Origin of the sequence: Streptomyces sp. NBC_00080, assembly GCF_045041255.1 — a bacterium.
Taxonomy (GTDB): domain Bacteria; phylum Actinomycetota; class Actinomycetes; order Streptomycetales; family Streptomycetaceae; genus Streptomyces; species Streptomyces coriariae.
The window spans coordinates 2,000,944-2,026,789 of sequence record NZ_CP108235.1 but is presented as its reverse complement, the minus strand read 5'-3'; the positions used below and the strand labels follow the sequence as shown (position 1 = coordinate 2,026,789).

General features: G+C 72.8%; 23 protein-coding genes. 17 read left to right on the top strand and 6 right to left on the bottom strand.

What is annotated here, in order from left to right:
* The first annotated feature begins 64 nt into the window (after positions 1-64).
* Positions 65-1,192, top strand: a complete 1,128-nt coding sequence (locus OHU34_RS09025; RefSeq protein WP_230194243.1) for a tryptophan dimethylallyltransferase family protein — start codon at positions 65-67, stop codon at positions 1,190-1,192.
* Between the two features lie 81 nt (positions 1,193-1,273).
* Here OHU34_RS09025 and OHU34_RS09020 read toward each other — a convergent pair whose 3' ends face one another.
* The 3 genes from OHU34_RS09020 to OHU34_RS09010 all read right to left on the bottom strand — a co-directional run bounded on the left by OHU34_RS09020 (position 1,274) and on the right by OHU34_RS09010 (position 4,546).
* A complete protein-coding gene (locus OHU34_RS09020) occupies positions 1,274-1,672 on the bottom strand; it encodes a RidA family protein (protein WP_142266882.1) in 399 nt (132 codons plus the stop codon).
* Between the two features lie 56 nt (positions 1,673-1,728).
* The gene (locus tag OHU34_RS09015) at positions 1,729-3,306 is read right to left on the bottom strand and encodes an alpha/beta hydrolase (protein ID WP_142266883.1); all 1,578 of its coding nucleotides are present in this window, start codon (positions 3,304-3,306) and stop codon (positions 1,729-1,731) included.
* Positions 3,307-3,502: 196 nt separating this feature from the next.
* Positions 3,503-4,546, bottom strand: a complete 1,044-nt coding sequence (locus OHU34_RS09010) for an Rv2578c family radical SAM protein (protein WP_405765754.1) — start codon at positions 4,544-4,546, stop codon at positions 3,503-3,505.
* 201 nt (positions 4,547-4,747) lie between these two features.
* On the opposite strand from OHU34_RS09010, the gene OHU34_RS09005 reads away from it, so the two are divergent.
* From OHU34_RS09005 to OHU34_RS08985, 5 genes are all read left to right on the top strand, one after another.
* Complete coding sequence (locus OHU34_RS09005; protein ID WP_142266885.1) at positions 4,748-5,191, top strand: SRPBCC family protein; 444 nt, start codon at positions 4,748-4,750, stop codon at positions 5,189-5,191.
* Between the two features lie 153 nt (positions 5,192-5,344).
* Positions 5,345-7,741, top strand: coding sequence for an MFS transporter (locus OHU34_RS09000; protein WP_405765751.1), 2,397 nt, complete (start codon positions 5,345-5,347; stop codon positions 7,739-7,741).
* Between the two features lie 154 nt (positions 7,742-7,895).
* A complete protein-coding gene (locus OHU34_RS08995; RefSeq protein WP_405765749.1) occupies positions 7,896-10,448 on the top strand; it encodes a SpoIIE family protein phosphatase in 2,553 nt (850 codons plus the stop codon).
* 152 nt (positions 10,449-10,600) lie between these two features.
* The gene (locus OHU34_RS08990) at positions 10,601-11,326 is read left to right on the top strand and encodes a class I SAM-dependent methyltransferase (protein ID WP_142266888.1); all 726 of its coding nucleotides are present in this window, start codon (positions 10,601-10,603) and stop codon (positions 11,324-11,326) included.
* A gap of 101 nt (positions 11,327-11,427) precedes the next feature.
* Complete coding sequence (locus OHU34_RS08985) at positions 11,428-11,781, top strand: DoxX family protein (protein ID WP_142266889.1); 354 nt, start codon at positions 11,428-11,430, stop codon at positions 11,779-11,781.
* Between the two features lie 61 nt (positions 11,782-11,842).
* On the opposite strand, the gene OHU34_RS08980 is transcribed toward OHU34_RS08985, so the two are convergent.
* Positions 11,843-12,790: a sigma-70 family RNA polymerase sigma factor gene (locus OHU34_RS08980; protein WP_142266890.1), complete on the bottom strand. Its 948-nt coding sequence runs from the start codon at positions 12,788-12,790 to the stop codon at positions 11,843-11,845.
* 267 nt (positions 12,791-13,057) lie between these two features.
* Here OHU34_RS08980 and OHU34_RS08975 point away from each other — a divergent pair, with 267 nt between their 5' ends.
* The 6 genes from OHU34_RS08975 to OHU34_RS08950 all read left to right on the top strand — a co-directional run bounded on the left by OHU34_RS08975 (position 13,058) and on the right by OHU34_RS08950 (position 19,167).
* Positions 13,058-13,891 carry a M55 family metallopeptidase gene (locus OHU34_RS08975; protein ID WP_142266891.1) on the top strand — a complete coding sequence of 278 codons (834 nt, stop codon included), beginning with the start codon at positions 13,058-13,060 and terminating at the stop codon, positions 13,889-13,891.
* 68 nt (positions 13,892-13,959) lie between these two features.
* Complete coding sequence (locus OHU34_RS08970) at positions 13,960-15,264, top strand: M20/M25/M40 family metallo-hydrolase (RefSeq protein WP_230194236.1); 1,305 nt, start codon at positions 13,960-13,962, stop codon at positions 15,262-15,264.
* Positions 15,265-15,279: 15 nt separating this feature from the next.
* The gene (locus tag OHU34_RS08965) at positions 15,280-17,355 is read left to right on the top strand and encodes a S9 family peptidase (protein WP_405765745.1); all 2,076 of its coding nucleotides are present in this window, start codon (positions 15,280-15,282) and stop codon (positions 17,353-17,355) included.
* Entirely contained in the window at positions 17,352-18,275 is a 924-nt protein-coding gene (locus tag OHU34_RS08960; protein WP_405765743.1) for an LD-carboxypeptidase, read from the top strand. The genes OHU34_RS08965 and OHU34_RS08960 overlap by 4 nt, the downstream gene beginning before the upstream one ends.
* A 71-nt stretch (positions 18,276-18,346) precedes the next feature.
* Positions 18,347-18,595 (top strand): lipopolysaccharide assembly protein LapA domain-containing protein, encoded by a 249-nt coding sequence (locus OHU34_RS08955; protein WP_142266895.1) that lies wholly within the window; start codon positions 18,347-18,349, stop codon positions 18,593-18,595.
* Between the two features lie 20 nt (positions 18,596-18,615).
* On the top strand, positions 18,616-19,167 hold the full coding sequence (locus OHU34_RS08950; protein WP_267021502.1) for a GNAT family N-acetyltransferase: 552 nt from the start codon (positions 18,616-18,618) through the stop codon (positions 19,165-19,167).
* Here the strand turns inward: OHU34_RS08950 and OHU34_RS08945 are convergent.
* Together OHU34_RS08945 and OHU34_RS08940 are read right to left on the bottom strand one after the other, a co-directional pair.
* Complete coding sequence (locus OHU34_RS08945; protein WP_142266897.1) at positions 19,139-19,486, bottom strand: DUF6204 family protein; 348 nt, start codon at positions 19,484-19,486, stop codon at positions 19,139-19,141. The genes OHU34_RS08950 and OHU34_RS08945 overlap by 29 nt on opposite strands.
* An 86-nt stretch (positions 19,487-19,572) precedes the next feature.
* On the bottom strand, positions 19,573-19,923 hold the full coding sequence (locus tag OHU34_RS08940) for a VOC family protein (RefSeq protein WP_020125573.1): 351 nt from the start codon (positions 19,921-19,923) through the stop codon (positions 19,573-19,575).
* 121 nt (positions 19,924-20,044) lie between these two features.
* Between OHU34_RS08940 and OHU34_RS08935 the strand changes: the two genes are divergently transcribed.
* The 5 genes from OHU34_RS08935 to OHU34_RS08915 all read left to right on the top strand — a co-directional run bounded on the left by OHU34_RS08935 (position 20,045) and on the right by OHU34_RS08915 (position 25,814).
* The gene (locus tag OHU34_RS08935; protein WP_200839851.1) at positions 20,045-20,545 is read left to right on the top strand and encodes a phage holin family protein; all 501 of its coding nucleotides are present in this window, start codon (positions 20,045-20,047) and stop codon (positions 20,543-20,545) included.
* A 240-nt stretch (positions 20,546-20,785) separates the two neighbouring features.
* Complete coding sequence (locus OHU34_RS08930) at positions 20,786-22,549, top strand: FAD-dependent oxidoreductase (RefSeq protein ID WP_405765739.1); 1,764 nt, start codon at positions 20,786-20,788, stop codon at positions 22,547-22,549.
* Positions 22,550-22,553: 4 nt separating this feature from the next.
* Positions 22,554-24,410 carry a transketolase gene (locus OHU34_RS08925; protein WP_142266899.1) on the top strand — a complete coding sequence of 619 codons (1,857 nt, stop codon included), beginning with the start codon at positions 22,554-22,556 and terminating at the stop codon, positions 24,408-24,410.
* Entirely contained in the window at positions 24,407-25,339 is a 933-nt protein-coding gene (ligD, locus tag OHU34_RS08920; protein ID WP_200839852.1) for a non-homologous end-joining DNA ligase, read from the top strand. The genes OHU34_RS08925 and ligD overlap by 4 nt, the downstream gene beginning before the upstream one ends.
* Positions 25,340-25,385: 46 nt before the next feature.
* A complete protein-coding gene (locus tag OHU34_RS08915) occupies positions 25,386-25,814 on the top strand; it encodes a gas vesicle protein (protein ID WP_405765737.1) in 429 nt (142 codons plus the stop codon).
* The last annotated feature ends 32 nt before the right edge of the window (positions 25,815-25,846 follow it).

The following is a 25,846-nucleotide window of genomic DNA, read 5'->3' as shown; positions in this document are numbered from 1 at the left end:
GTCGGGCTGCTGCCGAAGTGACCGCGGACGAGCCGGATCAGTCCGGCTGTGGAGGGTATAGGCCGTGACCAGCACACAACTGCCTGACGAGATATCAGTCCTGAGATCGCCGCAAGATCCGACCAAGACATTCGGGCAGTTCCTGGAAGACAAGTGGTCGGCGGTCTGCGGGGGTCTGGGAACAGACCGGTGGGAGACGGAGAGTGTGCTCCAGGACCTGCGGGAGGCACTCCACCCGTGGGGCGAGCGGCCCATGGGAACGCGATGCGATCCGCCTTCGTTCGTCTCGGCCGACGGTTTCCCCGCCGAACTCTCCATCAGTTGGAAGGCCGGCCGGCCCGAGGTCCGCATCCTGTTCGAGTCGCTCGGCTCCGACGGCACCCCGCTCGGGTGCCAGGAGGCCGGCCGCGAGCTGACGCGAAGACTCGCCGGGCGACCCGGGACGGACATCGCGCGATACCTGGATGTCGAGGACCTGTTCCTCACGTCCGCCCCCGATCGCTACCGGGCCACCATCTGGCACTCCATGGCCTGGCAGCCGGGGGAGCGGCCCCACTACAAGGTCTACCTCAACCCGCAGGCGCACGGCCTGGACCGCGCGTACGACGTCATGACGCAAGCCATGCACCGGCTGGGCCTGGCGGACGCCTGGGAACCGGTGGCGCGGCGCGGCGAGGAACTGGCCCGTCGGGGGCACGAGTTGGAGCTCATGGCCCTCGATCTGGACGGCGGGGGCACCTCCCGGGTGAAGGTCTACTTCCGGCACCTCCCCATGCCGATGGACGAGCTGGACACCGTGGCGGCCTTGGCGCACCGCCACGACCCGGCCCGGGTGGCCCGGGCGCGCACCGTGATCTACGGGCGGGACGGCGGCGTCGTGAGCAACGAGCCGATGACCTGCCTGGCCTTCCGGGAGGGCGTGCCCGGCCCCGAGGAGGCCAACGTCTACCTGCGGCTGCCGAACAACACCCGCACCGACGCGGAGGCGGCCGTACGCATCGCCCGGCTCATGGAGCTGGAGGGGATCGACCCGCGTCCGCACGCCGAGGTTCTGCGGCGGTTGACGGCGGAGCTGCCGGAGGGCGCCGGGCAGTTGCAGGAGTTGTGCAGCTACCGGACGATCTCGCAGGACCTGCCCGCGGACATCGGTCTGTACCTGCGGTTCCACACGTACGCCGACCCCGCGATCTGACCCGGAACCACGGATGACGGCCCCTCCACAGCCGCTCCGGCACCCGCGTGCGGGCTCCGCCGGCGGGGCCGGTCGGCGGGGTCAGTCGCCCACCACCGCGAACGCCTCGATCTCCATCAGGAAGTCCGGGTGGACCAGGGCGGCGACCTGGACGGCCGAGGCGGCGGGGAGGCGGTCGTCGGGTATGTGGGCGGCGCGGGCCGCGCGGATCGCCGGCATGTGGGCCATGTCCGTGACGAAATAGGTGAGTTTGACGACGTGGTCGAAGCCCGCGCCGGCCGCGGCGAGGCAGCGGCGCAGGTTCTCGAAGACCTGGCGGGCCTGGGCCTGCGGGTCGCCCTCGCCGACCAGTCTGCGGTGTTCGTCGAGCGGGAGCTGACCGGCGACGGCCACGAAACGGCCGGTGCCCATGACGACGTGCGAGTACTGGGCCGCGGCGGCGACTCCGTCGGGGGCGGGAATCCTGGTCGGTTCGCTCATGCGTCCATGGTGGACCACGGGTCCGACAACACCCCCGACGGGTCGGTGATCACCGCTCAGCCACGGAACCCCAGCAGCCCGTGCAGCGTCGAGCCGTGGGCGGCGGGTGAGGCGGCCTTCGAGGCCGACGGCTTCGGGTCGGGCTGCGCCTTGCACACCGCGTCGACCCCGCCGGTCCCGCGCGGCACCGTGCCGTCGGCCAGGTACGCCGCCAGGTGCTTGTCCAGGCAGGTGTTCCCGCTCAGCGTGATGCCGTGGTTCTGGCCGCCCTCCTCGACGACGAGGCTCGAACCGCGCAGCAGCGCGTGGACCGTCGCGCCGCCCTCGTACGGGGTGGCCGCGTCGTTCGTCGCCTGGAACAGCAGGGCCGGCGGCAGCTCGCCGTTGGTGAGGTTCACCGGCCCCACGGACCCGGTCGGCCAGAACGCGCACGGCGCGTTGTACCAGGCGTTGTTCCAGGTCATGAAGGGCGCCTTCGCGTACACCGACCAGTTGTCCGTGCGCCACTCGTCCCAGTCGCGCGGCCAGAAGGCGTCCCGGCACTGCACCGAGGTGTAGACGCTGTAGCCGTTGTCCCCGGCGGCGTCGACGGCGGCGAAGTTCTCGTACGCCTCGACCAGCGGGGCGGCGTCCTTGCGGTTCACGTACGCCGCGAACGCCTCGGCGAGATGCGGCCAGTAGCCGTTGTAGTAGCCGCCGGGCAGGAAGGTGTCCTCCAGCTCCGAGGCGCCCACCCTGCCGTCGGCAGGCTTGCCCGCGAGGGCCGCCCGCATCCCGTACCACTTGGTCTCGACCTGCTCCGGGTCGGAGCCGAGCCTGTACGTCTTGTCGTTCCTGGCGATCCAGGCCATCAGGGCGCGGTGCCGGTCGTTGAAGGCCAGATCCTGGGTGAGGTTGTCCTCGTACCAGACGCCCGTGGGGTCGACGATCGAGTCCAGGACCAGGCGCCGTACCCGCTGCGGGTAGAGCTTGGCGTACACCGCGCCGAGGTAGGTGCCGTACGAGTAGCCGAAGTAGTTCAGCCGCCGCGCACCGACCGCGGCACGGATCGCGTCCATGTCCCGCACGGCACTGACCGTGTCGATGTACGGCAGCACGCGCGCGTACTTCTTCGCGCAGGCCGTCGCGAAGGATCGCGCGCGGGCGACGTTGGCCTCCTCGATCGCCTCGGTGCTCGGCACGGAGTCCGGGCGCACGGTCGCGAAGTGGCCGGGCGCGCAGTCCAGCGCGGGCGTGCTCTTGCCCACCCCGCGCGGGTCGAAGCCGATGACGTCGTACTGGGCCGCGACCGCCTTCGGCAGCGCCGACGCGACGAAACCGGCGAGGCTCAGCCCCCGGCCGCCGGGGCCACCGGGGTTGACCAGGAGCGGGCCCTGGTACGTCTTCGCTGTGTGCGGGACGCGGGAGAGCGCCAGCGTGATCCGCTCCCCGCTCGGCTGCGCGTGGTCGAGCGGCACCTTCAGGGACGCGCACTGGAGCGTCGGCTGCCCGGTGGTGCCGCAGTTCTTCCAGGAGAGCGCCGCCGCGCGGGCGGGCTCCGTGGAGGGTGAAGGGGTCGCGGCGGCGGGCACGGCGGTGACCGTCCCGGCCACGACGACGGCGGCAGCGCACAGCACGGCTGCGCGTTGGTTCATGGAGTGCTCCAGAGGCGACGAAGGGGCCGGAGGTGGTCGGACCGCAGGTCACGGCCCTTGCCGCATCGTCCCGAAAAGAGCGTCCGTCAGAACCTGTTCCGCCGTTGATTGACCCGATCGGGTCGCCGGATGCGCTCGAACGCGCACAGATCAACGCGCCGGCGCGCTCGGATCAGCGCGCTCGGAAGAAGTGCGCTCAGATCAGCGAGAGCTGGGTCGGCCCGGAGCCGGTCGGCTCCTCCTGCGGCTCGGGCCGCGGGATCCGGCGGGGCATCCCCGCGCGCGTGGGGCCGATCCCGTACTCCTCGGCCAGCTCGTGGACCTGACGGGTGATCCGCCGCTGGTACCACTTCGGGGCGTAGGCGCCGTCCGCGTACAGCCGCTCGTACCGGCGCACCAGGTACGGGTGGTGCTGCCCGAGCCAGGCCATGAACCACTCGCGGGCGCCGGGGCGCAGATGCAGCGCGAGCGGGGTGACCGAGGTGGCCCCGGCGGCCGCGATCGCCCGCACGGTGGCGCGCAGCTGGGCCGGCTCGTCACCGAGGAACGGGATCACCGGCGCCATCAGCACTCCGCAGCCGATCCCGTGGTCGGTGAGGGTCCTGACGACGTCCAGGCGCCGCTGGGGAGCGGGCGTGCCCGGTTCCACGGTGCGCCACAGGTCGGTGTCGGTGAAGCCGACGGAGACCGAGACGCCGACGTCGGTCACCTCGGCGGACTGCCGCAGCAGGTCGAGGTCGCGCAGGATCAGGGTGCCCTTGGTCAGGATCGAGAAGGGGTTCGCCCGGTCGCGCAGGGCGGACAGGATGCCCGGCATCAGCCGGTAGCGGCCCTCCGCGCGCTGGTAGCAGTCGACGTTCGTGCCCATCGCGACGTGCTCCCCGTGCCAGCGGGGCGAGGCCAGCTGGCGCCGCAGCAGCTCCGGCGCGTTCACCTTGACGACGATCTGGGTGTCGAAGCCGGTCCCGGTGTCGAGGTCGAGATAGCTGTGCGTCTTGCGGGCGAAGCAGTACACACACGCGTGCGTGCAGCCCCGGTAGGGGTTCACCGTCCACTCGAACGGCATCCGGGAGGCCCCCGGCACCCGGTTGAGGATCGAGCGGGCCCGGATCTCGTGGAACGTGATGCCGGCGAACTCGGGCGTGTCGAACGTCCTGGTCGTGACCGCGTCCGCACCGAACAGCGCGGCATCGGCCGGCCGGTCGTGGCGGGTCTCCACGGTGAGGTTGTCCCAGCGCATGACGCCTCCTCGGTAGCACTGGCCCCACAATAGAACATGTGTTCCCATGATCGTGCGAGGAACCTTTCGGGAACCGATTTCGATCGCCCCGCGATCGCTTCCGGGACCCCGATTTGGGCGGCCGTGGACCGGGGTGGTTGGCTTGCCCCGAACCTGAGGAACCCCGAACAACCCTGAGCAACACAGACGTGGAGGAACCCCATGGCGCAGGTCGAGGCCACCACCGAGCGGGTCGTCGCCGCGGATCCGGAGAAGGTGTTCGACACCATCGCCGACTACAGCGGCGCGCGCGGGAAGCTGCTGCCCGAGCACTTCAGCGAGTACGAGGTGCGCGAGGGCGGCGACGGCGAGGGCACCCTCGTCCACTGGAAGCTCCAGGCCACCAGCAAGCGCGTTCGTGACTGCCTCCTGGAGGTCGCCGAGCCGACCGACGGCGAGCTCGTCGAGAAGGACCGCAACTCCTCGATGGTCACCGTCTGGCGCGTCACCCCGGCGGGCGAGGGCAAGTCCCGCGTCGTCGTGACCAGCACCTGGAACGGCGCCGGCGGCATCGGCGGCTTCTTCGAGAGGACGTTCGCGCCCAAGGGCCTCAACCGGATCTACGACCTGATTCTCGCCAACCTCGCCACCGAGGTCGAGAAGTAGATCAACACCCTTGCGCTCCGCGCGCGTTGCCTCCCTTCACCGGTTCGGGTGGATCTCACTTGTGACCGGGATGGCGCCGTAACTCGTCGCGCTTGCTCGTAGTTGTCGCTTTACGCGGGAATTGCGTGGCAGGCGCGACGAGGGGAGCGGCACATGGGCGGGACCACGCTGGCACAGGACGAGCCGGTCACGGCACCTGCCGCGAAGGACCGGCCACCGGTGCCGGCCGGCCCGCCGGAACCCGGCCGGCGCCGGGTGCGGCTGATCTTCTTCTCCTTGATGCTCGCCCTGCTCCTCGCGGCCCTGGAGCAGATGATCGTCGCCACCGCCCTGCCGAAGATCGTCGGCGAACTGCACGGCCTGGACCGGATGTCCTGGGCGATCACCGCCTACCTGCTCACCGCCACCGTCGGACTGCCGGTCTACGGCAAACTCGGCGACCTCCTCGGCCGCAAGGGCGTCTTCCAGTTCGCGATCGTGGTCTTCGTCATCGGCTCCGCGCTCGCCGGGCGGGCACAGACCATGGACCAGCTCATCGCCTTCCGCGCGGTCCAGGGCGTCGGCGCCGGCGGACTCATGATCGGCGTGCAGGCGATCATCGCGGACATCGTGCCGCCCCGGCAGCGCGGCCGGTTCATGGGCCTCATCGGCGCCGCCTTCGGCCTCGCCTCGGTCGCCGGACCGCTGCTCGGCGGCTACTTCACGGACCACCTCTCCTGGCGCTGGTGCTTCTACTTCAACGTCCCCTTCGGCCTCCTCACCCTCGCCGTGGTCACCGTCGTGCTGAAGCTGCCGAAGCCGACGGCGAAGCCCCGATTCGACGTCCTCGGCGCCCTGTTGCTCGCCGCCGCCTCCACCTGCCTGGTCCTGCTCACCAGTTGGGGCGGCACCCGGCACGCCTGGGACTCGGGCGTCATCCTCGGCCTCGGCGCGGGCGCGGCCGCCGCGGCCGTCCTGTTCCTCGCCGTGGAGCGCGCCGCCGCAGAACCCCTCATCCCGCTGCGGCTGTTCAGGGACGCCGTCTTCAACGTCACCGCACTGGTCGGCCTGGTGATCGGCGTCGCGTTGTTCGGCGCCGCGAGCTATCTGCCGACCTTCCTGCAGATGGTCGACGGGGCCACCGCCACCGAGTCGGGGCTGCTGATGCTGCCCATGATGGGCGGCATCGTGGGCGCATCGGTCCTCTCCGGGCAGCTCATCACGCACACCGGCCACTACAAGATCTATCCCGCCCTCGGCAGCGCCCTCGCCGCCCTCGGCATGTGGCTGCTGTCCCGGCTGGAGGTCGACACACCCCGGCTCCAGTACAGCCTCTGGATGGCCGTCCTCGGCACCGGCATCGGGCTGGTGATGCCCGTGCTCGTCCTCGCCGTGCAGAACTCCGTGCGCCCCGCCGACCTCGGCACCGCCACCAGCGCCAACACCTACTTCCGGCAGATCGGCGGCAGTGTCGGCGCGGCGATCTTCGGCACGCTCTTCGCCGACCGGCTCACCGACGCCCTGCGCGCCCGTCTGCCCGTCCGCACCGGCGGGGGCCTCCCCGACCCCGAGTCCCTCACCCCGCAGCTCGTCCACGCCCTGCCGCCGGAGCTGCGCGACGCCTACATCCGCGCCTACGCCGACGCCATGCCGAGGATCTTCCTCTACCTCGTGCCGGTGCTGCTCCTCGGCCTGCTCGTCGCCTTCTTCCTCGAGGAGAAACCACTGGTGGCCCACCACGCCGGCGCGACGGAACACGCGCCCGGGAACACGGCGGTCCCGCAGGCCCCCGCACTCGACGCGCCGCACACCGCCGGCGTCCCCGTCCGCGGCGCGGTGCGGCACCCCGACGGGACCGCGGTGCCCGGCGCGGCGCTCACGCTCATCGACGTGACCGGGCTGCAGATCGGCCGGGACGCCGGCGGCGAGGACGGCCGGTTCGTGCTGGCCGCGCCCGGCTCCGGGCCGTACGTCCTGATCGCGGCCGCCGGCGGCCACCAGCCGCGAGCCGTCTCCGTCACCGTCGGCGAGCGCCCCGTCGAACTGGACGTCGTCCTCGGCGGCGCCGGACGCCTCGCCGGGAGCGTGGTCACCGCCGACGGCTCCCCGGTGCGGGAGGCCACCGTCACCCTCACCGACGTGCACGGCGAGGTCGTCGCGAGCACCCGCAGCGGCTGCGGGGGCGGCTATGTCCTCACCGAACTCGTCGCCGGGGAGTACACCCTTGTCGCCGGCGCGCCCGCCTTCCGTCCGGCCGCTGTTCCGGTCAGCGTCCAGGCCGCCAGGGAGACCCGCCAGGACGTCGAACTCGCCGGCGGCTCCCTGCTGCGCGGCACCGTCCGGGCCACCGGCGGGCGGCCCGTCGAGGACGCGCGCGTGACCCTCCTGGACGCGGCGGGCAATGTCGTGGACACCCTCACCACGGGGCCCGACGGCGCCTTCCGCTTCGTCGACCAGTCCTGCGGCGAGTACACCGTCGTCGCCGCCGGCTACCCGCCGGTCGCCACCGTCCTGCGAGTGGCGGGCGGCGGACGCACGGAACGCGACCTCCGGCTCGGCCACGAGGACTGATCCCGTCGCCGGGGTATGCCGGGACGGGCGGCGTACCCCGGCGCGCCCGGCTGAAACCAATTCCAGGATTGCCGCACATGCCGACGGACGTGCGCCGTACGGTGGTGACGGCGGGACAGATCTTGCACAGCTCTGGGGAGAGAGGGCCTGGGCCATGGACCGTGGCACCGAGAGGGGCGTACCTCCCAGCCGCGGAGCCGGGAGCGACGCGGCCGACCCGGCCGGCGAAGCGAGCTGGTGGTCCCCCCGCCCCGAGGGCGGGGGAGAGTCCGCCGACGCCGGGCGCGTTCCCCTGGCCGTGGTCGTGGTGGACCGCGAGGGACTCGTCTCCCACTGGAGCACCGGCGCACGCCGGCTCTTCGGCGTCGTCAAGGAGGAGGCGATCGGCCGGCCCGCGATCGACCTGCTCCCCGTCTCCGGGGCGCTCCCCGAGCCGGACGACGATCTACCGGGCGGCGGGTACGACGGCTACGCGGACTACGCGGCCTACGACGGACTCGGGCCCGGCCTCGACTCCTCCCTCGACCGGGGCCTCGGCTACCCGGCCGCCGGACGGGCCCGGCTGACCGTGCCCGGGAGGGACCGCGACGGTGGTCGGGCCGACGTGCTGTGGTGGGCGTACCCGCTGGTCGGGCCGGGCACGGAACGGCTGCTGGTACTGGCTGCGGACGCGGCCGCCCTGCACCAGGACGACCCGGCGGACCCTCTGGCCGTCGAACGCATCGCGCCCGCCTTCGCCCTGCACACCGACTTCCCCGGCGCCGCGGAACTGGCCCGGCGGCTGCCCGAGATCCTGCCCAGCATGAGCGTCGGCGAAAGCGCCCGCATCGTCGCGCAGATCCTCGAACTCGGCTATCCGGTCCTGGAGTTCAGTCAGAACGACCGGGTGCCCGTGACTCCCGACTGGGGCGTGGCCCGGCGCGTCGAGCGCAGAGCGCGCCGCGAGCGGGCCGCCCGCGTCGCCGCCGAAGGGATGCCCGTACCGCAGGAGCTCGCCGACGAGGGCGAGGACCTCGAATACGTCGCCGTCCGTGAGCGGCTGGAGTTCCTCAACGAGGTCAGCGGGAAGATCGGCACCTCCCTCGACCTCTCCCGCACCATCCTCGAGGTCAGCAGAGCCGTCGTCCCGCGCTTCACCGACGTCGCCGGCACCTATCTGCGCGAACAGGTCGTCGCCGGGGAGGGGTTCCCCGACGGCGTGCCGGACACGACCACCATGTGGCACCGGGTCGCCGTCGAGCACACCGACGAACCCGGCCGCTGGGACGACGTCGTACCCGTCGGCGAGGCCATGCCGTTCCCCGCGCACACCCCGTTCTTCCAGTGCATGACGACCGGACAGCCCGTCCTGGTGCCGCGCATCAGCGAGCAGATGGGCCACGCCATCGCCTCGCAGTTCGAGAAGCGCGACATCCGGCCCCTGATCACCGGCCGTTCCATGCTGGTCGTCCCGCTCAAGGCACGGAACGTCGTCCTCGGCTTCATGATCCTCCTGCGCCACCCGGAGCGTGCCCTCTTCAACGACATGGACCGGGTCACGGGCGCCGAACTCGCCGCCCGTGCGGGCCTCGTGCTCGACAACGCGCGCATGTACACCTACCAGGAGAGCGTCGCCGAGACCCTCCAGGACAGCATGCTGCCGCACATCCCGCCGCGGATGGCGGGCTGTGACATCGCCACCCGCTACCTGCCGGGTACGCTGCTCGGCCGGGTCGGCGGCGACTGGTTCGACTCGGTGAAGCTGCCCGGCGCGCGCACCGCCCTCGTCGTCGGCGACGTCATGGGGCACGGGCTCAACTCGGCCGCGATGATGGGACAGTTGCGGACCGCCGTGCAGACCATGGCCGCCCTCGACCTGCCACCCGCCCAACTCCTGCGCAACCTGGACGACTTGGCGCAACGGCTCGGCGACACCTACCTCGCGACCTGTCTGTACGCCGTCTACGACCCGATCGAGGGCGAGCTGCACCTCGCCAACGCGGGCCACATCCCACCCGTGCTGGTGCGTGCCGCCGACGGCCGCAGCGAACTCCTCGACCTGCCCACCGGCGCGCCCATCGGGGTCGGCGGGGTGCCCTTCGAGTCGGTCCGCGTGCGCGTGCAGCCGGGTGACCGGCTGGTGATGTGCACCGACGGGCTGGTGGAGGTGCGCGGCGAGGACATCGGCGTAGGGCTCGCGACCCTCTGCGAGTCCGCCGCCCACCCGGCCGCCTCGATGGACGACGCCTGCGACACCATCATCCGCGCCCTCAACACCCGCGGCGGCCGCAAGGACGACGTGGCCCTGCTCCTGGCCCGCCTCAACGGCATCGGACCGGACGACGTCGCCGAGTGGCGGTTCCCCCTCGACCCGGCGCAGGTCGGCCGGGCCCGCGCGGTGGTCCGCGAACAGCTGCACGACTGGGGCCTGGCGAAGTCCGCCGACGCCGCCGCGCTCATGGTGAGCGAGCTGGTCACCAACGCCGTACGGCACGCCCGCCGGAGCCCCGTGGCGCTGCGCCTCGTCCGCGGCGACACACTGCTGTGCGAGGTCGAGGACGACGACCACGAACTGCCGACCCTGCTGAGCGCCGGGCCCGGTGACGAGGCCGGGCGGGGCCTGCGCGTGGTCAGCGTGCTGGCCCGCGAGTGGGGCACCAGCCGTACGGGAGCGGGGAAGTCCGTGTGGTTCGAGCTGACGCTGCCGCGCCGCCCCGCGGGGCGCTGAGCACGACCGGCCGGGACGCGCCGGACGGTGGACGGAGCTCGAAAGCGGCGTGAAGGAATGGGCAGCACGCTTGTCGCGCCGACCGGGGAGCGATAGACCGTACTCGCCCGTCACCTGCGGCGGATCGGCCTTTGCATTCTGGGGAGTTGTGCATGAGCGTGACGAGTCGGTACCGGGAGGCATGGGAGGGCTTCTGGCGCGAGGCCCCGGAGGAACCGGGCAGTGTCCTCTGGGACGCCGACCCCAAGGTGACCGCCGCCCTCCATCTGGCCCTCTTCGAGCCTCATCTCGCCGATCCCGGACTGGCGTTGGTGGACCTCGGCTGCGGAAACGGCACCCAGACCCGGTACTTCGCCGACCGCTTTCCGCACGTCGTCGGCGCCGACCTGTCCGCCGCGGCCCTCGACCACGCCCGGCGTGCCGACCCCGCCGGACAGGCCACGTACCGGCTGCTGGACGCGGCCGAGAAGGGCGCGGCCGAGACACTGCACGCCGAACTCGGCGACACCAACGTCTATATGAGGGGCGTCCTGCACCAATGCGAGCCCGACGACCGGCAGCCGCTGGTGGACGGGATCGCCGCGCTGCTGGGGGAGCGCGGCCGGGTCTTCCTCGTCGAACTGTCGGAGGCCGCCCGCCCGGTCCTCGGCGGACTGGCGCAGAGCCCGGACGGCCCGCCGCCGAAGCTCGCGCCGATCTTCCGGCACGGCATCGCCCCGGGCGAAGTGGCCGACGACGCGGTGCCCGGGTATCTGCGCACCGCCGGCCTCACGGTGCTGGCCTCCGGTGAACTTCCCCTCGTGACCACCGAGTTCGCGCCCGACGGCACTCGGATCGAGCTGCCGTCGAAGTGGCAGGTGGCCGCCCGCACCGAGTGACCGCCATCACATCAAAAGCGGTCCTCGCGGCTGTCACACGTGCGCCGCGCACCGTGTCAGGGGTCCAGGAACGCACGGAAACCCCCTGAGGAGCTGCTGAGATGTTCACTGACCACTCCACCGCCTACGTCGTCGTCACCGTTGTCGGAGCCGTCATGGCGGGCTTCTCGGCCGCCTCGATCTTCCTCGGCGCCGAGTGGACGGTGAAGCCGCTGGCCGACTACGGAGTGCCGCGTTCGTGGTGGCCGTGGCTCGGCGCGGCCAAGGCCGCGGGCGCGGCCGGTCTGCTGGCCGGGCTGTTCGTGCCCGTGGTCGGTGTGCTCGCCGCGACCGGACTGATCCTTTACTTCCTCGGCGCCGCCGGCACCGTGCTGCGGGCCCGCTGGTTCGCGCACCTGCCGTTCCCGCTGGTCTACGCGGCACCGGCGGTGGCCTCGCTGGTGCTGGCGTTCTGAGAACGGGCGAGGGACAGGTGGGGGGCCGACCGGGAACTCCGGTCGGCCCCCCACCCGTTCGTCAGTCCTCGGCGCTCCGGGGCGCGGTGTCGACGGGGCCGGCGCCCACCGCTTCGGCGCCCACGGCGTCGAGCACCGCCACCTCGATGTCGTCCAGCCGCTCCCGATCCGCCACCACGTCGATCCTGGTGATGGCTCCCTCCGCGAGCGTGAACAGCATGACCAGCCGCAGCCTGCCGTGCGGCGCCATCGCGAGGCCGACCCGGCCGTCCAGCAGGGCCAGGCCGGTGAACCGGGCCCGGCCGGTCGCCGCCATCGCGCCCTCGGCCACGGGGCGGGCGCCGCTGACGGTGACGGGCTCCGGCGTCGGGACGACGAAGCGGTCGGCGGTGAGGACCACGTCCGGGTGCAGCAGGGCGAGCAGCGCCTCGAAGTCGCCACCCCTCGTCGCGGCCAGGAACGCGTCGGCGACCCGGCGTTGCCGGGCCCGGTCGGCGACGGCCGCGGGAGCGCCGCCCCGGACGCGGCGGCGGGCCCGGCTGGCCAGTTGCCGTGTCGTGGCCGGAGTCCGCTCGATCATCGGGGCGATGGTGTCGAACGGCACGGCGAACAGGTCGTGCAGCACGAACGCCAGCCGCTCGGCCGGGGCGAGCGTGTCCAGCACGACCAGCAGCGCCACCCCGACCGAGTCGGCGAGCAGCGCCTCCTCCTCGGGGTCACCGCCCTGCGCCGTCCCGGCGGCGGGCTCGCTCACCCGGGCGTCCAACGGCACCTCGGGGTGTGTCCTTCGGGAGCGGAGCATGTTCAGGCACACCCGGCCCACGACCGTGGTGAGCCACCCGCTGAGGTTGTCCACATCGCCGACGTCCGCCCGGGCCGCCCTGAGCCAGGTCTCCTGAACGGCGTCCTCCGCCTCGCCGAGCGAGCCGAGCATGCGGTAGGCGACGGCACGCAGATGAGGCCGGTCGGCCTCGAAGCGCTCCGGTGGCAGGGCGGTGTGCGTGGTCATGGCAGGGTCCCCGTTCGTGTCACTGCGGTGCGGGTGTGCGTGCCCAGATCACCACACGCGCGGGGCCGGCCGCATCGGAGTCTCCTGGAACGAAGGGGCGCCCGCACCGGCACGGGCACGGCTCGGGCACGGGGCCGAGCGCGGGGAGGGCGGCGGCCGGAGGCGGTGGTCGCCGTGGGGAAGCTCCCGTGCGAGGGGCGTCGCTGCCCGGCAATCCGAGGGGCGGCCCGATAGGCTCGGGATTCCTTGAGAGGACGGGGGCCGGACGTGAAGATCCTCATCAGCGCCGACATGGAGGGCGCCACGGGCGTCACCTGGCCGGCCGACGTACTGCCCGGGGCGCCGGAGTGGGAGCGATGCCGGTCGATGTTCACCTCGGACGTCAACGCAGCCGTGCTCGGCTTCTTCGACGGCGGAGCGGACGAGGTCCTGATCAACGAGGCCCATTCGACCATGCGCAACCTGCTCCTCGAACAGCTCGACGACCGTGCGGAGATGCTCACCGGCCGGCACAAGTCCCTCTCCATGGTGGAGGGCGTCCAGCACGGGGACGTCGACGGCATCGCCTTCGTCGGCTACCACGCGGGCGCCGGGATGGAGGGCGTCCTCGCCCACACCTACCTGGCCAACTCCCTCACCGGTGTCTGGCTGAACGACGTACGGGCCAGCGAGGGGCTGCTCAACGCGCACGTGGTCGCGGAGTACGGGGTCCCGGTCGTCCTCGTCACCGGTGACGACGTGGCCTGCGAGGACGCGCTCGGGTACGCGCCCGAGGCGTTGAAGGTCGCGGTCAAGGACCATGTCTCCCGGTACGCGGCCGTGTGCCGTACCCCGGCCCGCACGGCCGCCGACATCCGGGCGGCGGCGAAGGAGGCGAGTGGGCTGGCCATCCGTCAGGAACCGTTGAGCGGTGGGCCGTTCACGGTCGCCGTGGAGTTCGACGCCGAGCATCTCGCGATGGCGGCCACCGTCGTGCCCGGCGTCGCCCGCGCGGGCGAGCGGAAGATCGCGTACACCAGCGGCACCATGTACGAGGGCATCCGCACCTTCAAGGCGGTCACCACGATCGTCTCGGCCGCGATCGAGGAGCAGTATGGCTGAGGAGCGACGCCCGGGGCACGGGCGGGAGCGGTGGCAGGGGCCGGGGCGAAGGCAGAGGCGGGAGTGGCATGGCTGACGCGCAGGCGGGGGACGAGGTCGTCCGGTTCACCTCGGATCTCATCCGCATCGACACCACCAATCGCGGCGGCGGCGACTGCCGGGAACGGCCCGCCGCCGAGTACGCCGCCGCTCTGCTCGCCGAGGCGGGCATCGAGCCGGCACTCCTCGAACGCACCCCGGGGCGGACCAACGTCGTGGGGCGGATCGAGGGCACCGACCCGGCCGCGGACGCGCTGCTCGTCCACGGTCACCTGGACGTGGTGCCCGCGCAGGCCGCCGACTGGAGCGTCCACCCCTTCTCCGGGGAGGTGCGCGACGGGGTCGTGTGGGGGCGCGGCGCCGTCGACATGAAGAACATGGACGCGATGATCCTGGCAGTGCTGCGGTCCTGGGCCCGGCAGGGCGTCCGGCCCCGGCGCGACCTCGTCGTCGCCTTCACCGCCGACGAGGAGGCCAGTGCCGAGGACGGCTCCGGGTTCCTCGCCGACCGGCATCCGGGACTCTTCGAGGGCTGCACCGAGGCCATCGGCGAATCCGGCGCGTTCACCTTCCACGACGGCTCCGGGCGCGAGATCTACCCCATCGCGGCGGGTGAGCGCGGCACCGGCTGGCTGAAGCTCACCGCCCGCGGGCGCGCCGGACACGGTTCGAAGGTCAACCGGGAGAACGCGGTGACCCGACTGGCCGCCGCCGTCACCCGCATCGGCGAGCACGAGTGGCCCCTGCGGCTCACCCCGACCGTCCGTGCCGCTCTCACCGAACTCGCCGCGCTGTACGGCGTCGACGCCGACCTCCATGACGTGGACGGTCTGCTGGCGAAGCTCGGACCGGCGGCCGCCCTGGTGGAGGCCACCGTCCGCAACAGCGCCAACCCGACCATGCTGGGCGCCGGTTACAAGGTCAACGTGATCCCCGGGGAGGCCGTCGCCTACGTCGACGGCCGCTATCTCCCGGGCGGCGAGGACGAGTTCCGCGCGACGCTCGACCGCCTCACCGGGCCGGACGTCGACTGGGAGTTCCACCATCGCGAAGTCGCCCTCCAGGCACCTGTGGACGCCCCCCTCTACGCCCGTATGCGGGCCGCCGTCGAGGAGTTCGCGCCCGAGGGGCACGTGGTGCCGTACTGCATGTCCGGGGGTACGGACGCCAAGCAGTTCTCGCGGCTCGGCATCACCGGCTACGGCTTCGCACCGCTGAAGCTCCCGGAGGGCTTCGACTACCAGGCCCTCTTCCACGGTGTCGACGAACGGGTCCCGGTGGAGGCGCTGCACTTCGGCGTCCGGGTACTCGACCGGTTCCTGCGAACGGCCTAGGCGAACGGGGAGAATGTGCAGGTCCTGCCGTACGGTTCCTGGCCCTCGCCCATCGACGCGACCCTCGCGGCCACGCACGACGGGCGCCCCGAGTACGTGGGCTTCGTCGGCGACGAGGTGTGGTGGACCGCGCCCCGGCCGGCCGAGCACGGTCGACGCACCCTCGTCCGGCGTCGGCCCGACGGCACGGAGGAGTCCGTCCTGCCCGCCCCCTGGAACGTCCGCAGCCGCGTCGTGGAGTACGGGGGACAGCCGTGGGCCGGTGCCGTGCACGACGGGCGGCTCCTCGTGGTGTTCGTGCACTTCGCCGACCAGCGGCTGTACGTGTACGAGCCCGGGGGCGACGGGCCCCGGTCCGAGTCCGGGACCGCGTCGGGTGGTGGGCCACGCCCGCTCACTCCCGTCTCGTCCGTAGGCGGCGGACTGCGCTGGGTGGAGCCGCAGTTGCTGTTGGAGCGGGGCGAAGTGTGGTGCGTGCTGGAGGAGTTCACGGGTGAGGGGCCGACCGACGTGCGCCGGCTGCTGGCCGCGGTGCCGCTGGACGGGTCGGCCGTCGACGATCGCGCCGCCGTGCGCGAACTCACCGACGACCGCCGCCGGTTCGTCACCGGGGCCCGTCTGTCGTCCGACGGCCGCCGGGCCGCCTGGCTGGCCTGGGACCATCCCCTGATGCCGTGGGAGGGCACGGAGGTGGTCGTCGCCGACGTCACGGGTGACGGCACCCTGAGCGGCGCCCGGGTGGTGGCCGGCGGACCGGGGGAGTCGATCGCCCAGGTCGACTGGATGCCGTCGACGGGATACGGGCGACAGCTGGTCGATGACGGTCCGGTGGACGACGGTCGACCGTCCACGGCTGACGGGCGACCGTCCACAGGAGACTGTCTGCTGTATACAAGCGACCGCAGTGGCTGGTGGAACCTGTACCGCGACCACCAGCTCGTCTGCCCCCGCGAGGAGGAGTTCGGCGGAGCCCTGTGGAAGCTCGGGCAGCGCTGGTTCGCGCCGCTGGAGAGCGGGCTCGTCGCGGTCGTGCACGGCCGCGGGTCCACTGTGCTCGGGATCCTCGACCCGGAGACCGGGGAGCTCGTCGACGCGGCCGGACCGTGGACGGAGTTCGCGCCCACCCTCGCGGTGCAGGGGGAACGCGTCGTCGGCGTCGCGGCCAGCCCGCGCAGCGCGTACGAGGTGGTGGAGCTGGACGCCAGGACCGGCCGGGCCCGGGTGGTCGGAGCCGCGCACGACGACGCGGTGGACCCTGCCTACTACCCCGAGCCCCGGATCCGTACGTTCACCGGCCCCGACGGTCGTGACATCCACGCGCACGTCTATCCGCCCCACCACCCCGGACAGGTCGCGCCCGGCCATGAACTGCCGCCGTACGTCGTGTGGGCGCACGGCGGGCCCACCGATCGCGCCCCGCTCGTACTGGATCTGGAGATCGCCTACTTCACCTCCCGGGGCATCGGGGTGGCCGAGGTCGACTACGGCGGCTCCACCGGGTACGGGCGGGAGTACCGGGAGCGGCTGCGCGAGCAGTGGGGCGTGGTCGACGTGGAGGACTGCGCGGCCGTCGCCCTGGCGCTCGCCGACGAGGGCACCGCCGACCGCCGGCGGCTGGCCGTCCGGGGAGGCAGCGCGGGCGGCTGGACCGCCGCGGTCTCGCTGGCCGGCACCGACGTCTACGCCTGCGGCACGATCCGCTACCCCGTACTGGACCTGGTGGGCTGGGCGACGGGCGGGACCCACGACTTCGAGTCGCGCTACCCGGACAGTCTCGTCGGGCCCCTCGCGCAGGTGCCCGCCCGGTACGCGCAGCGTTCGCCGATCGAGCACGCCGACCGGATCACCGTGCCGTTCCTGCTCCTCCAGGGGCTGGACGACGTGATCTGCCCGCCCGCCCAGTGCGAGCGGTTCCTGGCCCGGCTGGCCGGGCGACCGGTGCCGCACGCGTACCTGGCGTTCGAGGGGGAGGGGCACGGCTTCCGCCGGGCGGCCACCATGGTGCGCGCCCTGGAGGCCGAGCTGTCGCTGTACGCTCAGGCGTTCGGGCTGTGCCCGCCCGGAATCCCCAGGTTGGAGCTTGTGCGGTGAAGGAACTCGTGCGGCCGTCCCGGCTCGCCCCCGGCGCCCGGGTCGCGGTCGTCGCGCCCAGCGGACCGGTGGCCGAGGAGCGGCTGGAGGCCGGCCTCGACCTGTTGCGCGGCTGGGACCTCGACCCGGTGGTCGCCCCCCATGTGCTGGACCGGCACGACCGGCTGCCGCATCTCGCGGGCACCGACGCCGACCGGGCGGCCGACCTCCAGCGGGCGTGGTGCGATCCGGGCGTCGACGCCGTGCTGTGCGCACGCGGCGGCTACGGCGCCCAGCGGATCGTCGACCTGCTCGACTGGGACGCGATGCGGGCGGCCGGACCGAAGGTGTTCGTCGGCTTCAGCGACAGCACCACCCTGCACGAGGCGTTCGCCCTCCGCCTGGGTCTGGTCACGCTGTACGGGCCCGCGGCCGCGGGCATCGACTTCATCAAGAGCGCCCGGGGGCAGGAGCACCTCAGGGCCACCCTGTTCGCCCCGGAGACCGTCCGCACGCTCGCCTCCACCGGTACGGCGATCGCACCGGGCCGGGCGTGGGGCGTCACCCTGGGCGGTTGCCTGGCGCTGCTGGCCACCGGTTACGGCACCCCGCACACCCGGGCCGGTGCCCGCGGTGGGCTGCTGCTGGTCGAGGACGTCGGGGAGCGGCCGTACAGCGTCGACCGGGCCCTCACCCAACTCCTGCGCACCGGATGGCTCGACGGCGTCGCGGGTGTCGCGCTCGGCTCCTGGGACAGGTGCGGCCCCTACGAGGAGCTGCGCCCGGTCCTCGTGGACCGGCTCGGCGGCCTCGGCGTCCCCGTCGTCGAGGAGCTCGGGTTCGGTCACCGCGAGGGGGCGCTCACCGTGCCCTTCGGCGTGCCCGCCGTGCTCGACGCCGACGAGGGCACGCTGACCCTGGACACCCCCGCCCTGCGCTGAGTTCCCGGCCCGCCTCACCCGGGGGCGCGCCTCACCGTGCGTGAGCGTGGCGCAGGGCTCAGGCTGGTCGTATGAGCCCGAAGACCTCGAAGGCGTCCCACAGCGGTGGCAGGAACGAAGCGCTGACGCCGGGCCGGATCGTCGTCCTGGCGCTCGCCGTCCTCACTCTGGTCTTCATCTTCCAGAACACCGGCACCGTGAAGATCCGGCTGCTGATCCCCGAGGTGACGGTGCCGCTGTGGACGGCGCTTCTGGCGATGTGGGTCATCGGCGTCCTGTGCGGCGCCTCCTTCTCGTATTTCAGGAAACGGCGCAGGTGACCCCGTCATAGGCTGTCCCGATGCCGCACACCGCATCCCGATACCTCGCCGAGGGCCCCCGCGTGGGCATACGCCACTTCACCTACGAGGACGGGCCGGAGTTCACCGCCCGCGCTCGGGAGAGCAAGGATCTGCACCACCCGTGGCTGTTCCCGCCGGCCACCGCCGCCGCGTACACGGCCTACGCGGGCCGGCTGATCGAGGACCCGTCGAAGGCCGGCTTCCTCGTGTGCACCCTGGAGGACGGGGCGGTCGCCGGGTTCGTCAACATCAACAACATCGTCGAGGGCGGCTTCCAGTGCGGTGCGCTGGGCTACGGCGCCTTCGCGCACGCGGCCGGGCGCGGGCTGATGCGCGAGGCGCTCGACCTGGTGGTGGGCCACGCGTTCGGACCGATGCGGCTGCACCGGCTGGAGATCAACGCGCAGCCCGGCAATGTCGCCTCGATCGCCCTGGCCCGCGGCTGCGGCTTCCGCCGGGAGGGCTTCTCCCCGAAGATGATCTACATCGACGGGGAGTGGCGGGACCACGAGCGGTGGGCGATCACCGCCGAGATGCGGACTTGTAGTTGATCTTCATCGTGTCGAGGTCGGTGACCGTCGACCGCAGCCCGGTGAAGCCGTGGCCGAGCTCCTGCAGCGTCGCCTCGGCGCGCTCCTCGGCGAGCGCGCCCGCCATCTCCTCGCCGTCCGCCGAGTCCGACGCCACCACGTAGCGCATCGAGAAGTGCTTCAGCGGCGACGGCTCGTACGACAGCGTGCCCTCCTCGGTGAACCGCATGCTCGTCAGGCCGTGGTCGGCGGCCTCGGCGAGGAGGCGGGTCCGGCCCTCGTCGGTGAGGCCGTCCCAGGTGCCCCGGACGATCACCCGGTAGGTGTGCTGCTCGCTCACTGCCGCTCCTTCGTGCCTGTCGTCGAACGCCCGACTCTACGTCCGCGACGACCCGCCGCCCACGGAATTTCGTCGGGCCCGGCGCCTCACGACCCGCGCCGGTCGACGTACTCGTACACGGCTCCGTCCGGGTGCCGGGCGATCAGGTTGCGGCCCACCGGGGTCGGCACCGGGCCGGCGATGACGTCCGCGCCCAGCTCGGTGAGGGTCCGGTGGGCCTCCTCCACGTCCGCGACGGCGATCGTCGCGGCCACCTTGCGCAGCAGCTCCAGCTCGGCCGGAGGCCCGCTCATCAGCAGGAAGCAGCCGACCGCGGCCACTTGCACACCGCCCCGCTCGAAGCGGAGCGCGCCGGTGCCCGCCAGCCGTTCGTAGAAGGAGACCGAGGTCTCCAGATCGTCGACACAGACACGCAGTGTGGCTCCCAGAATGTCCATGCGGACGAGCCTAGTTGGGGCGGCCGCGGTGAGGTGATCCCTTCACCCGATCCCCGCCCGGCCCCTCCCCGGCGCCCGGTCCGTGGAGTTAAGCGTCCATGACAGCGGGTACCCGAGGTCCATGGAGCGCATGGATCACCTGGAGCATCTGGACAAGCATCTGGTCGACGAGCTGGCGCAGGTGGCGCGCGAGACGATCCGCGAGGAGCTGCGCGAGCAGACCCGCAAGCAGCGCCGTACGGCCATGCTCTACGCGGCGTCCGGCGCCGTCGCCCTCTACGCGGGCGCGGCCGTCGCACTCGCGGTGGGGCTCGCCCTCGGCATCGGTGTGCCGGACTGGGCCGCGGCGCTGATCACCGCCGCGATCCTCGCCGTCGTGGCGTACCTGCTGCGCGGCGCCGCCAAGCCGCACGCGTCGTCCCCGCCCACGGCCGGGCTCGCGGCCGCACCGGACAAGGGTTCCGGCCGGGTCATCGGCGGTACGCCGCCGGCCGGACCGCCCGGTGGTACCGGGCTGCCGTACCCGCCGATGCCGCCGACCGCGCCCGGCGCCCAGGTGCCGGAACCGGGCGGGGCGCCGCGCGCCGACGACATCGATCCCGAGAGCCCGCACCGGGCCTGACGGGCGGTACACGTCCGCCGAGGTGACGATCCGCGTCACGTGTTCGGCATCCGGGCGGCCCCGCGGCACACGCTGCCGCGGGGCCGCCCGGCGCGTGCGGGCGTTCCCGGTCCCTCCGGGGCCGTCGCGCCGCGGACACCGGGCGCCCGCAGGGGACACCGGCGCACGTTTGGCGGCTCCTGCCAGGGGGACGCGGAAACCTTCGTACGACAACCGTCCGAACCCCTTCGGAGGCCCACCGTGAGGCGTCCCCGCATCGTGATCGTCGGAGCCGGCTTCGCCGGGTACCGGACGGCCCGGACCCTGGCGCGGGCGGCCAGGGGCCGGGCCGACATCACTCTGCTCAACCCGACCGACTACTTCCTGTACCTGCCCCTGCTGCCCCAGGTGGCGGCGGGCATCCTCGAGCCGCGCCGGGTCACCGTCTCCCTGTCGGGGACCCTGCGCGAGGTGCGGCCGGTGCTGGGCGAGGCAGAGCACGTGGACCTCGACGCGCGCACCGTCCACTACACCAACCCCGAAGGGGACAAGGGCACGCTCGGTTACGACCGGCTCGTGCTGGCCGCCGGCAGCGTCAACAAGCTGCTGCCCATCCCCGGGGTCGCCGAGCACGCGCACGGGTTCCGCGGCCTGCCCGAGGCCCTCTACCTGCGCGATCACCTCACCCGGCAGGTGGAGTTGGCGGCTTCCGGCATGAACGCCGACGAGTGCACGGCGCGTTGTACGTTCGTCGTGGTCGGCGCGGGCTACACCGGTACCGAAGTCGCCGCGCAGGGAAAGCTGTTCACCGACGCCCTGGTCCGCGCCCACCCCCTGCGGCGAGGCATACGGCCGCGCTGGCTGCTGCTCGACCTCGCGTCGCGCGTCCTGCCGGAGCTGGACGAACGGCTCTCCCGCACCGCCGACCGGGTGCTGCGCGAGCGGGGCGTCGAGGTGCGTACGGGGACCTCCGTCAAGGAGGCCACCCGCGACGGAGTCCTGCTGACCGACGGCGAGTTCGTCGACACCCGCACCCTGGCGTGGTGCGTGGGCGTACGGCCCGATCCTCTCGCGGAGTCGCTCGGGCTGCCCATGGAACGCGGACGGTTGCTCGTCGAGCCGACACTCCAGGTGCCGGGCAGGCCCGAGGTGTTCGCGTGCGGTGACGCCGCCGCGGTACCGGATCTGGAGAGGCCCGGGGAGTACACGCCGATGACCGCGCAGCACGCCTGGCGGCAGGGCAAGGTGGCCGGGCAGAACGTCGCCGCCTCTCTCATGGAGGGCGGCGGTGCGGCCGGTCTGCGGCCCTACCGGCACAGGGACCTGGGATTCGTGGTGGACCTGGGCGGGGTGCAGGCCGCCGCCAATCCGCTCGGCGTCCATCTGTCCGGCCCCGCGGCCGGAGCCGTGGCCCGTGGCTACCATCTCGCCGCCATGCCCGGCAACCGGGTGCGCGTCGCCGCCGACTGGCTGCTGGACGCCGTGCTCCCGCGGCAGGACGTCCAGTTGGGTCTGGTCCGGTCCTGGTCGGTACCGCTCGACACCGCGTCGCCGGAACTGGCGCGGGTACCCGGGGACCAGCGGCACGAGCCCGCGGCCTCCGGCCCCGGCGCGGCCACCGAGGACGACGTGAACGCCGGGAACGGCGCGGACGGCGAGAACCCGTACGACAAGAACGCGGACGACAGGAACGAGGAGAACGACGTGAAGGACGTGAACGACGTGGACGGCGTGGACGAGGCGACCGACGGGTCCGGCGAGCATCACCCCTCCCCGGAGGACGGCTCCCAGTCGATCACCTCGCCGACACCCGAGGTGGGACGGCATTCGAGCGGTGAGAGCGGGTCCCGTGTGGGGCAGTCGTCGCCGGAGGAGGGCTCCCAGTCGATCGACTCGCCGACGCCCGAGGTGGGGCGGCACAGTTCCGGACCGGCGGCCGCGCGAAGCGACGAGAGCGCCGGGAACGAGCCCGGCCCCGGCCCCGCCGAGCGCGGCGGCGCCGGCGACGCGAAAGGAGACCGGTAGCCAGATGGACACCGCCGAACTCACCGAACTCGGACAGCAGTTGCGGGTCGACAGTGTGCGCGCCTCCGCCGCCGCGGGGTCCGGACACCCGACGTCCTCGATGTCGGCCGCGGACCTGATGGCCGTACTGCTCGCGAACCACTTCCGCTACGACTTCGACCGCCCGGCGCACCCGGGCAACGACCGCTTCGTCCTCTCGAAGGGCCATGCCTCCCCCCTGCTGTACTCGGCCTACAAGGCCGCCGGGGCCATCGACGACGAGGAGCTGCTGACCTTCCGCGCACTCGGCAGCCGGCTCGAGGGACACCCCACCCCGCGGCGGCTGCCGTGGGTCGAGACGGCCACCGGTTCGCTAGGCCAGGGTCTTCCGGTGGGCGTCGGCATCGCGCTGGCCGGGAAGCGGCTGGACGGCATCGGCTACCGCGTGTGGGTGGTGTGCGGGGACAGCGAGCTCGCCGAGGGCTCGGTGTGGGAGGCCGCCGAGCACGCGGGCCACGAACACCTCGACAACCTCACGGTGATCGTCGACGTCAACCGGCTCGGCCAGCGCGGCCCCACCCGGCACGGCCACGACCTCGGCGCCTACGCGCGCCGCTTCCAGGCCTTCGGCTGGCACACGATCGAGATCGACGGACACGACGTGGACGCCGTCGACCGCGCGTACGGCGAGGCGGCCTCCACCCTGGGACAGCCCACCGCGATCCTCGCCCGCACCCTCAAGGGCAAGGGCGTCCGGTCCGTCGAGGACCGTGAGGGCCTGCACGGCAAGCCGCTGCCCGACGCCGACGAGGCGATCGAGGAGCTGGGCGGCATCCGTGACCTGCGGGTCCACGTGTCCGGGCCGGCCGACGCCCGCATGCTGCACTCCGTACCGACCGGGCCCCTCGTGCTGCCCCGCTGGGAGGGCGAGGACCGGGAGAAGGGCGTGGCGACCCGGGACGCCTACGGCAAGGCCCTGGCCGCTCTCGGCGCCGCCCGTGAGGACGTCGTCGCCCTCGACGGCGAGGTGAGCGACTCCACCCGTGCCGAGACCTTCGCCAAGGAGTACCCGGACCGGTTCTTCGAGTGCTACATCGCCGAACAGCAGCTCGTCGCCGCCGCGGTCGGCCTCGCGACGCGCGGCTGGGTGCCGTACGCCTCGACGTTCGCGGCCTTCCTGACCCGGGCCCACGACTTCGTCCGGATGGCCGCGGTCAGTGGCGCCGGCATCAACCTCGTCGGCTCGCACGCCGGGGTCGCCATCGGACAGGACGGGCCCTCGCAGATGGGTCTGGAGGACCTGGCGATGTTCCGGGCCGTGCACGGCTCGACCGTGCTGTACCCGTGCGACCCCCACCAGACCGCCCGGCTCGTCGCCGCCATGGCCGGCCTGGACGGCGTCCGCTACCTGCGCACCTCGCGCGGCGCCGACCCGGTGCTCTACGGGCCGGACGAGGAGTTTCCCGTCGGCGGCAGCAAGGTGCTGCGCTCCTCCGGCCGGGACCGGCTGACGATCGTCGCGGCCGGCGTCACCGTGCACGAGGCGCTGAAGGCCGCGGAGGCGCTCGACGGCGAGGGCATCGCGGCCCGGGTGATCGACCTGTACTCGGTCAAGCCCGTCGACCGGGCCACGCTGCGCCGGGCCGCCGAGGAGACCGGCCTGCTGCTGAGCGTGGAGGACCACCACGAGCAGGGCGGCCTCGGGGACGCGGTCCTCGACGCCTTCCTCGACGGGCGGCCGGTGCCCCGGCTGGTGCGGCTCGCCGTCCGGACGATGCCCGGCTCGGCGAGCCCGGCCGAGCAGCTGCACGCCGCGGGCATCGACGCCGAGTCGATCGCCGCGTCCGCCCGGCTGCTGGTGGAGCAGGCGATCGCGCCGTGAGCGGTGACGCCGTGCGGAAGGTGCGGGTGGGCCGTCGCAGCGTCGAGGTCCACCGGCCGGACAAGGTGCTCTTCCCGGGCGGCGCGGAGGCGAAGCAGTACACGAAGGGCGATCTGGTCGCCTACTACCGGTCGGTCGCCGCGTTCATGGTGCCGCGGCTGCGCGGCCGTCCGCTGATGCTGGAACGGCACCCGGACGGGATCGACGGGCCCCGCTTCATGCAGAAGAACACCCCCGAGCACTACCCGGAGTGGATCCCGCGGGCCGAGGTGGCCAAGGAGGACGGCACCGTCCTCCACACCGTCTGCGACGAGTCCGCCACCCTCGCCTACCTCGCCGACCAGGCGTGCCTCACCCTGCACCGCTGGCTGTCCCGGGTCGGCCGGGTCGACCGTCCGGACCTGATGGTCTTCGATCTCGACCCGGCCGACGGCTCCGGCTTCGCCGCCGTCCGGGAGGCCGCCGAGTGGCTCGGCGAGCTCCTGGACCAGCTGCGGCTGCCGTCGGCCCTGATGACGACGGGCTCGCGCGGACTGCACGTCGTCGTCCCGGTGGACGGGCACGACGGCTTCGACGAGGTGCGCGGTTTCGCCCGGGACGCCGCCGAACTGCTCGTCGCCGAGCACCCCGACCGGCTGACCACGGCCGCCCGCAAGAAGGACCGCGGCGACCGGCTCTACCTGGACGTGCAGCGCAACGGCTACGCGCAGACCGCCGTCGCCCCCTTCACGGTGCGCGCGCTGCCCGGGGCGCCCGTCGCCACGCCCATCACCTGGGAACAGCTGCACGACCCGGAGCTCGGGCCGCGCCGCTGGACCATCGCCGACGCCGCCGAGCAGGCCCACGCCCGTCCCTGGTCGGCGCTGACGGGCCGCGGGCGCGCCCTGGCCCCGGCCCGCCGCCGGCTCGACGCACTCAGGGCCACGTGAAGGTTTGGCCAAGAGCCTTTGGGCCACCCGGAAAGGAGAGGTGGCCATGGTGAACACAAAAAGCACATCACAGTCACATACTTCACGCACTTCACATAGATCGCATGAATCACCTGAATCGCACAATTCGCAACGTTCGCGGACTCCGGGGACTCCGGGGACTTCGACGAGCAGGGAAGGAAAGGACGCCGTGGCGGACGACCGGCCGAGCCCCATGGAGGTGCTGCGCCACGCCTGCGCCCAGCTCGGAGAGCTGACCGGTATGGCGGTCGAGGGCGCCTCGTCCTTCGCGCAGACGGAGGGCGGCTGGCAGCTGGAGGTCGAGGTCATGGAGCTCGCGAGGGTGCCCGACACGATGAGCCTGATGGCGACCTACCAGGTGGAGCTCGACGCGGAGGGCCAGCTCACCGGCTACCGGCGCGTTCGTCGCTACGAACGCGGACGGGCCGATTCGCAAAAGGCCGGCGGCCGGTAGGCCGCTCGGCGAAGGAACGTCCCGACAACATT

What these genes read in the sequence shown, in the direction of transcription:
- OHU34_RS09020 (WP_142266882.1), bottom strand. Translation starts at nt 1,672, where the DNA reads ATGAGCGAACCGACCAGGATTCCCGCCCCCGACGGAGTCGCCGCCGCG.
- OHU34_RS09015 (WP_142266883.1), bottom strand. Translation starts at nt 3,306, where the DNA reads ATGAACCAACGCGCAGCCGTGCTGTGCGCTGCCGCCGTCGTCGTGGCC.
- OHU34_RS09010 (WP_405765754.1), bottom strand. Translation starts at nt 4,546, where the DNA reads ATGCGCTGGGACAACCTCACCGTGGAGACCCGCCACGACCGGCCGGCC.
- OHU34_RS09005 (WP_142266885.1), top strand. Translation starts at nt 4,748, where the DNA reads ATGGCGCAGGTCGAGGCCACCACCGAGCGGGTCGTCGCCGCGGATCCG.
- OHU34_RS09000 (WP_405765751.1), top strand. Translation starts at nt 5,345, where the DNA reads ATGGGCGGGACCACGCTGGCACAGGACGAGCCGGTCACGGCACCTGCC.
- OHU34_RS08995 (WP_405765749.1), top strand. Translation starts at nt 7,896, where the DNA reads ATGGACCGTGGCACCGAGAGGGGCGTACCTCCCAGCCGCGGAGCCGGG.
- OHU34_RS08990 (WP_142266888.1), top strand. Translation starts at nt 10,601, where the DNA reads ATGAGCGTGACGAGTCGGTACCGGGAGGCATGGGAGGGCTTCTGGCGC.
- OHU34_RS08985 (WP_142266889.1), top strand. Translation starts at nt 11,428, where the DNA reads ATGTTCACTGACCACTCCACCGCCTACGTCGTCGTCACCGTTGTCGGA.
- OHU34_RS08980 (WP_142266890.1), bottom strand. Translation starts at nt 12,790, where the DNA reads ATGACCACGCACACCGCCCTGCCACCGGAGCGCTTCGAGGCCGACCGG.
- OHU34_RS08970 (WP_230194236.1), top strand. Translation starts at nt 13,960, where the DNA reads ATGGCTGACGCGCAGGCGGGGGACGAGGTCGTCCGGTTCACCTCGGAT.
- OHU34_RS08955 (WP_142266895.1), top strand. Translation starts at nt 18,347, where the DNA reads ATGAGCCCGAAGACCTCGAAGGCGTCCCACAGCGGTGGCAGGAACGAA.
- OHU34_RS08950 (WP_267021502.1), top strand. Translation starts at nt 18,616, where the DNA reads ATGCCGCACACCGCATCCCGATACCTCGCCGAGGGCCCCCGCGTGGGC.
- OHU34_RS08940 (WP_020125573.1), bottom strand. Translation starts at nt 19,923, where the DNA reads ATGGACATTCTGGGAGCCACACTGCGTGTCTGTGTCGACGATCTGGAG.
- OHU34_RS08935 (WP_200839851.1), top strand. Translation starts at nt 20,045, where the DNA reads ATGGAGCGCATGGATCACCTGGAGCATCTGGACAAGCATCTGGTCGAC.
- OHU34_RS08925 (WP_142266899.1), top strand. Translation starts at nt 22,554, where the DNA reads ATGGACACCGCCGAACTCACCGAACTCGGACAGCAGTTGCGGGTCGAC.
- OHU34_RS08915 (WP_405765737.1), top strand. Translation starts at nt 25,386, where the DNA reads ATGGTGAACACAAAAAGCACATCACAGTCACATACTTCACGCACTTCA.